At 43.4% G+C, this 7,551-nt stretch carries 5 protein-coding genes; 3 read left to right on the forward strand and 2 right to left on the reverse strand.

Going from position 1 to position 7,551, the window contains the following annotated elements; translation table 11 throughout:
• Positions 1–29 precede the first annotated feature (29 nt).
• Positions 30–257: a hypothetical protein gene (locus tag V5G28_RS07905; RefSeq protein ID WP_332990625.1), complete on the reverse strand. Its 228-nt coding sequence runs from the start codon at positions 255–257 to the stop codon at positions 30–32.
• Between the two features lie 400 nt (positions 258–657).
• On the opposite strand from V5G28_RS07905, the gene V5G28_RS07910 reads away from it, so the two are divergent.
• From V5G28_RS07910 to psbA, 3 genes are all read left to right on the forward strand, one after another.
• The gene (locus V5G28_RS07910) at positions 658–3,681 is read left to right on the forward strand and encodes a DUF1574 family protein (RefSeq protein ID WP_332990627.1); all 3,024 of its coding nucleotides are present in this window, start codon (positions 658–660) and stop codon (positions 3,679–3,681) included.
• Between the two features lie 113 nt (positions 3,682–3,794).
• Entirely contained in the window at positions 3,795–5,294 is a 1,500-nt protein-coding gene (locus tag V5G28_RS07915; RefSeq protein WP_332990629.1) for an MBOAT family O-acyltransferase, read from the forward strand.
• A 739-nt stretch (positions 5,295–6,033) separates the two neighbouring features.
• A complete protein-coding gene (gene psbA, locus V5G28_RS07920) occupies positions 6,034–7,116 on the forward strand; it encodes a photosystem II q(b) protein (RefSeq protein ID WP_096567680.1) in 1,083 nt (360 codons plus the stop codon).
• A 114-nt stretch (positions 7,117–7,230) separates the two neighbouring features.
• Here psbA and V5G28_RS07925 read toward each other — a convergent pair whose 3' ends face one another.
• Positions 7,231–7,374, reverse strand: a complete 144-nt coding sequence (locus tag V5G28_RS07925) for a CopG family transcriptional regulator (RefSeq protein ID WP_332990632.1) — start codon at positions 7,372–7,374, stop codon at positions 7,231–7,233.
• Positions 7,375–7,551: the final 177 nt, after the last annotated feature.

Genomic DNA, 7,551 nt, shown 5'->3' on the forward strand with positions numbered 1-7,551 from the left:
GACTATCCAAAGTCTATGTTTTCGCTTCGTTATTCTTCGTTATGCTCAGGGAAGTTAAGAATGGGTAGGCGATCGCCTCGAAACAATTCTTCACTTGCTTCTCCGAGCGCTTGTAAGTTTTCTTGGGCAGTTTTTGAAGCGTATAGCAGCAGTAATATAGACACTGTACCAACTTGCAACACAAAAGACTGGGGAATGGTAAACAAAACTAGATTTAATCCAGAATCAGATGAAGGACGATCGGTGACAGGTGACATTGGTATTTCCTAGGAGTTCAATAATGAAAGGAACGAAACCCAAAACTTGACAAAAGTGAATCTTGCGCGCGTTTACACAACTATCTTTGCCGATTTTGCTTTCGTTATAAGGTAACAAAAGTGTTAAAAAAAACGACATAGTGTGATAATTCTATGGTTCTAGTTTACAAGGAATTCGGGATTGGTGATTCAGAATAATGAATTGAGAATCATTCTACTTACCAGTCCTTAGTATCCAGTCCCTTAATCACTCAATTCACCGGAATGCACACCCGCTTGAAAACAGTTTCTCGCCCTTATTTTCTGCTTCCTCCTCGGTTGCACGCCTTGGGGGTAGGGTGCATTGCGGTGAGCTAAAGTACTATCCCCCAACACTCGCTTCCTGTAAAGTCAACTTCCCATGAAAAGAGAATTACCAGAGCGCCAAAAATTTTTAGTGCAGTGGGTAAGCAAAGCAACAGGGATTAGCACTTTCGGGGTGAAAGTCCGGTTGCAAGGAAATAACCTACACATTATGTGTGAAGGTAGAGAATGTCCTCAACGTTGGCGAACTCTGTCTGATTTGCTGCGAGCATTACAACAAACAGACTTGGATGTCCTGACTAGCATTGAGCAACCCGCGATTTACCAAGTCTTCGTCTACGGAAAGAAAAAAGGGGAAAAGCGAGCGAAATGGTGTCATAGGGTTTACCTCAATCAACTTGATCAGCATTTAGAACAGGTGGATCAAGCCCTGCTAGAAGACGAGGAAAAATCCAAACAACCTCGTGGGGCGCTGATTGTTTCTAACGAAAGTTTGGCACGCCAAGGACACCCAGAGGCGATCGCTCGCTATCTTAGCGAAACGCTAAGTCCTTTTGGTATCGCTGTACAGGTTAAGATTATCAAGCAAAAATCCACAGAAAACAATCAGAAAAATCAAAGTCGCCTGTGGATATTTTGTGAATCGAGTTACAGCCCAGATCCATCCTTAATTGCTGAACCAGTCGCCCAAAAATTACGACATCTTAAGCTTTCTGGCTACCAAGATGCTGTGATTGCTTCGCGAGTCAGTGGTGAAAACAAGGTAGATTGGGTGATTAGGGTGGATTTGACACCATCCGAGGTCATGCTTAAGGAATGGGCGCGTTGGGGAGATGTGCAAGCGCTGTCACGATTGTTAAGTGAGACGTTGTCAGAATCGAAAGTCGCACTACAAGCAACTCTCAAAGAATCAACACTACATATATTTTGTACCCCAGCTGCTTCACCACTCTTCACTGCCTCAGCACCAGAGAAGGGACTGTGTTTAGGGTTTATAAAACCGCTTTTAGAAGCAATAGCCCCCCAAGGCATTGTTGCTGCTACAGTATATGGACAAAAAACAACAGACAACAAACCAGTATGGGTTGATTGGTTTTCCTTACCTGCGAAGGAACACCCAGCCTTAGCAATATCAGCCTTAGAACTGGCGAGTTCTGGCGAGAAAGACGCTATTGTTTTCTTACTTGAGCGTTTGCTCAACCCTGATCTGGATTCGCGTCTCAAAACGGGAGGTATTCGCGTCCTTCTGCTCTCTCGAGGGGATTTGTTACACATAATGTGTGATGCACCCGTTTGTCCAGCACGCAAACAAGTTGCCTCACAAGTGACTGAGTTTGTGCGCCAGTTAAAAATCCCTGGAATTGTGGGTGTGCGTGTCTATGGTCGTCGTGCTGGCAACAAGGAACCTTTTTGGCATGACGGCGTCGATTATCAGCACCGCCAACATTTGGAACCAGAAGCGACTCCAGAATTTGCCGCAACTTCTGCCTACGTTCGCGAACTTTTACCCTCTGTTACTGACCAGCCTGTGCTGCGCCCCGAAACCACTGAGGAAGTTTACACTTTTGTCACCCAAGTGGCTGAAGATTGGAGCGCAACTGTAAGAAAAATTCTTTTGGCAACCCAGCTATTTACTGATGTCGAACACTCACAGGAACAAACGACAGATCACCATCATGGACTGAGAGTTGCCTTGGTGTGGGGTACGTTGGGATTATTGCTGACCTTACAAACCGATTGGATTTTGGGTAAATTTATGTCTGGCAGTATACCCTTAACACCCACGGTTGCCAGCGTTTCGCCCAAATCACCCTCTACGACTTCTGAGGCGGAGCACAAACAGAGAACTGTGTTTTTTACTAGCACGAATGGAGAAAAATCTCCTCAACGCGGGAATAATATATCCAATGGTTCTGGGTTGACGCAAGCAAATGACACCCAGCCAAGAAATTTGCCAGCCTCACCCTTGAAGCAAAAGGCAACACCAACTGCCATTCTTTTAGCAACACGTTCTCAGAAAGCGGGAGCATTACTAACGCAGATACCAACTTTCAATGCTCAGCAGTTAGATGAACAACTCGCACTGTACAAACAGCGTCTGGCAAAAACTGGTCATCCGCCAGATGTGCTGATTATTGGCTCTTCCCGCGCTCTTAGGGGAATAGATCCTGTCGCTCTTTCCAAATCTTTGACAACTCAAGGTTCTTCTAGTATCGATGTTTTTAACTTTGGCATTAATGGTGCCACAGCACAAGTCGTCGATTTTATCCTGCGTGGAGTTCTTCAACCATCAGAACTGCCAAAACTGATTGTTTGGGCAGATGGTTCCCGTGCTTTTAACAGCGGTCGAGAGGATATTACCTTTAGAACAATCGCTACATCACCAGGATATCAATACGTATTGGAAAAAACACCACAAAAAACAAGTTCTACTGACACAATCAACAGCATAGAGCAGCAAACAGACAAGGAAACAACAACCGGGGAAACCCAGCAAGGTAACAGCAGCTACAAAGCCGTAGATGAGTGGTTAAATAAAGGTCTAGCTGCCCTATCTGCTAGCTATCAAAAGCGCGACAATCTCAAAAATCTTTTGAAGCAACAATTCAATTCTTTGCCTATTATTAGCGACGCAACCCAACAAGTCAATAAAAAATCGAATAGCATCAATTCAGAAGAAGATGCTTCACAAGCAGTTGACTTTGATGGATTTCTTCCTCTTTCTATCCGCTTCCAGCCTGCTACCTATTATCAAAAACATACAAAAGTCTCCGGAGACTACGACAAGGACTACAAATCTTTTCGACTCGAAGGTGATCAAGATGCTGCTGTGCAAGCACTACTTGAATTTACCCAGTCTCAGAAAATTACCTTAGTCTTTGTCAATATGCCTCTCACTGCATATTATTTAGACTCAGTCCGCTCAAAATATGAGCAAGAATTTCAGCAGTATATGCGGCGTTTGGCTGATAATCCAAACTTTATTTATCGAGACTTGAGTCAATTATATCCTAAGGCAATTGACTACTTTTCTGACCCCAGCCACCTCAACCGCTACGGTGCCTACAAAGTCTCGCAAAAGCTTGGTAATGACCCTATGATTCCTTGGCCCTCTAAGTAAGAGATAGGGGGAAAGTGAAAATACTTTACTAATGACTAATGACAAAGATGTAGAGACGCGCTGAATGAAAGCGTCTCTACAATGACTAATGACTAATGACTAATGACTAAAACATGAACTTTATATCAATTCTCTACGGGCTGTTCTTGCTAAGTGTGCTAGGAATTTACTGGTCTGTCGCCCAACAAAAGTTACGGCTATGGACGTTGGTAATTGCTAGCATTGTGTTCTATGCATCTTTGCAAGTTCATTACATTCCATTACTACTAGCACTCATTTTTCTTACCTTTCGTCTCGGGCGAGAAATTGGTGAAAGCACTATACCAGAACCAGATACTTTAGATTGGCAGCTTAAGAACGAAGAGTGGCAATATGCTCAAATTGATTGGAATCTTCGCCGTCTTAAACTTTTGTGGGTGGGTATAGTTTTGAATGTTTTTTTACTACTGGGTTTTAAATATTTGCTGCCTTTCTTAAGGTTTATTTTCCCCAGTATTATCACCTCCGAAGCTGACTCTTTTAAATTGATTGCACCTTTGGGAATTTCATTTTTCACCTTTGAGTGCATTGCATATTTAGTTGATGTCTATCGTGGCGCACCTCCTGCAAAAGAATTTCTCCAATTTGCTGCATACAAGTTTTTCTTTGCCAAACTGATTTCAGGCCCCATTACTCGTTTCCACAACTTAGCGAATCAATTTAAAAATCTGGGCTTGCTCACTCCTGATATTGTGGCAGAAGGACTATGGCTAATTGCTAGGGGTGCAGTCAAAAAAGGTATTGTAGCAGACCACTTGGGAATTTTTGTTGATTTATGTTTTAGCAACTTGCAAAGAGCGGGTAGCACGGATTTATGGTTAGCGACTTTTGCCTACGGCTTCCAGTTGTATTTGGATTTCAGCGGTTACGTAGATATTGCCCGTGGGAGTGCTTTGTTATTCGGGTTGGTTCTACCTCAAAATTTTGACTTTCCCTACTTCAGCACCAGTATTGCAGACTTTTGGCGACGCTGGCACATCACTCTAGGGGATTGGCTGCGTAATTACCTGTACTTCCCTTTGGGTGGTTCCCGCCAAGGATTGGATCGCACCTGTTTGAATTTGATGATTATCATGCTGATTGCGGGTATTTGGCACGGAGCAGCATTAGGTTTTGTCGTCTGGGGTTTATTTCACGGGTTAGCTTTGGCAATTCATCGGTTCACTGATGCTATCAGCGATCGCTTTGAGGATTTAGAAAATTTTTGGCAACAGCCACTAGGTACAATTTTGGCTTGGCTCCTCACGCAGTTCATGGTTTTCACCTCTTGGATCTGGTTCCGCCTACCGAACCTCGAAGAATCTTCTTTAGTATTTCAGCATCTTTGGGGTTATCCTGCGGATGAGCAATTTGCTCAAAAGGTGTATGTCGATGCCCTCAATCTAAGCCAATACCAACTGGTGATGCTGCTCATTGTATTAGCTACTGTCATGGCTATGACCTACGCCTTTCACCGAACATTCAAGTTACAGTTCAACTGGCCCGTAAAGCTTGTGTTCGTCCCTTTGTGTTTCTACAGTGTTTGGTTACTCGCTCCTGAAGGTAGCTTGCCTTACATATATTTTGACTTCTAGTTGAAATTGAATGTGGGATATGCGGCAATAGTTCCAAAAAGCCCAAAAACCATAGATAAAACTCATATAGGAATGCCATATCATGTCTGACTAACTTTGTAGTGAGGACTTTAGTCCTCTTCCATGAAAACAAGGACTGAAGTCCTCACTACATAAAAGTTTTATTATGGGTAATTTACCAGATTTGGTATAAGAACTTCATTGATGAGTGTTTGAAACTCGCACACGAGTATAAGAACTTCATTGATGAGTGTTTGAAACTCGTACACGAGTATAAGAACTTCATTGATGAGTATTTGAAACTCGCACACGAGTATAAGAACTTCATTGATGAGTGTTTAAAACTCGCACACAAGTATAAGAACTTCGTTGATGAGTGTTTAAAACTCGCACACAAGTATAAGAACTTCATTGATGAGTGTTTGAAACTCGCACACAAGTATAAGAACTTCATTGATGAGTGTTTAAAACTCGCACACGAGTATCACCATTCAAACAGTATTACCAGTGTTCTTACGCTCAGGTGTATTTCACACAATAGAGACCGCTATAAACTTGTTTTCTTTTAAAAAACTTAATTTATTTCAACAAAACTACAAGATGTAAAAAATCATTAAGTCAACACTTCAACTGTCAGTAAATCCATGTAAATATAGCTAGTACAGGTAAATAATTGAATTACCTGGTTTATATTTTTCAAAAAGTTTAAAGCACTCAATTCAAAGCACTCATAAGAACTATGACCACAACCTTACAACGTCGCGAAAGCGGTAACGTATGGGAGCGGTTCTGCGAGTGGATCACCAGCACTGACAACCGTCTATATATCGGTTGGTTCGGTGTGTTGATGATTCCCACCCTGCTTGCCGCTACTATCTGCTTCGTTATTGGCTTCATCGCTGCACCTCCCGTTGACATCGATGGTATCCGCGAGCCTGTTGCAGGTTCCTTAATCTACGGCAACAACATAATTTCTGGTGCTGTTGTTCCTTCTTCCAATGCTATTGGTTTGCACTTCTACCCCATCTGGGAAGCAGCTTCCCTCGATGAGTGGTTGTACAACGGTGGTCCATACCAGTTGGTAGTATTCCACTTCCTGATTGGTATTTTCTGTTGGCTGGGTCGTCAATGGGAGCTAAGCTATCGCTTAGGGATGCGTCCTTGGATTTGTGTAGCTTACTCTGCTCCTGTAGCTTCTGCGACCGCAGTATTCTTGATTTACCCCATCGGTCAAGGTTCCTTCTCTGATGGTATGCCTTTGGGTATCTCTGGAACGTTCAACTTCATGTTGGTGTTCCAAGCAGAGCACAACATCCTGATGCACCCCTTCCACCAACTAGGTGTAGCAGGTGTGTTCGGTGGTGCCCTTTTCAGCGCAATGCATGGTTCGTTGGTAACTTCTTCTCTGGTGCGTGAAACAAGCGAAAGCGAGTCTCAAAACTACGGTTACAAGTTTGGTCAAGAACAAGAAACCTACAACATCGTTGCAGCACACGGCTACTTTGGTCGTCTGATCTTCCAATATGCGAGCTTCAACAACAGCCGTTCTCTCCACTTCTTCCTGGGTGCATGGCCTGTCGTTGGTATCTGGCTCACCGCACTGGGTATCAGCACTATGGCGTTCAACCTCAATGGTTTCAACTTCAACCAGTCAGTTATTGACTCTCAAGGTCGCGTGATTAACACTTGGGCAGATGTCCTCAACCGCGCTAACTTAGGTATGGAAGTGATGCATGAGCGCAACGCTCACAACTTCCCTCTCGACTTGGCTGCTGGTGATGCTGCTCCGGTTGCAATGAGCGCTCCTGCTATCAACGGTTAATTTTGAATAATCCACAGATGTGATGTATCGCGTCTGTACAAGTGGAAAGCGTCCTTCTCAAGTAAGAAGGGCGCTTTTTATTTTGACCGAAATTAATGGGATTCAAGCCCCGTCCTAAAGGAGCGGCTTTTTCTTTAATTTTAGGCTCCTAATTAACTCCCTGAGTACATCCGTCTTAGTTCTACCGACGGCTTGGCAGTATTCTTCAAGAATTTCAAACTCAAATTCTTCAATCCGAAAATCTAATCGTTTTTTCATTATCGCTTCCGCCTTTATGCTGTACAATCTTAGTACAAGCACGTGGGGACAAGGCTTGAAATTATCCCTAGGAAAGAGAATTACCCCTCAATCCCCCCTTGCAAAGGGGGAAGAATTACCCGCCTCAATCCTCCCTAACAAACGCGGAAAAAATTAGTCTCCCTCCCCTTTGCAAGG

Source organism: Scytonema sp. PRP1 (genome assembly GCF_036697665.2).
In the GTDB taxonomy this organism is placed as follows: Bacteria; Cyanobacteriota; Cyanobacteriia; order Cyanobacteriales; family Nostocaceae; genus Kalymmatonema; species Kalymmatonema gypsitolerans.

Bases quoted from the DNA above. Each gene is read 5' to 3' on its own strand.
- V5G28_RS07905 (WP_332990625.1), bottom strand. From the start codon at position 257: ATGTCACCTGTCACCGATCGTCCTTCATCTGATTCTGGATTAAATCTA.
- V5G28_RS07910 (WP_332990627.1), top strand. From the start codon at position 658: ATGAAAAGAGAATTACCAGAGCGCCAAAAATTTTTAGTGCAGTGGGTA.
- V5G28_RS07915 (WP_332990629.1), top strand. From the start codon at position 3,795: ATGAACTTTATATCAATTCTCTACGGGCTGTTCTTGCTAAGTGTGCTA.
- V5G28_RS07925 (WP_332990632.1), bottom strand. From the start codon at position 7,374: ATGAAAAAACGATTAGATTTTCGGATTGAAGAATTTGAGTTTGAAATT.
- psbA (WP_096567680.1), top strand. From the start codon at position 6,034: ATGACCACAACCTTACAACGTCGCGAAAGCGGTAACGTATGGGAGCGG.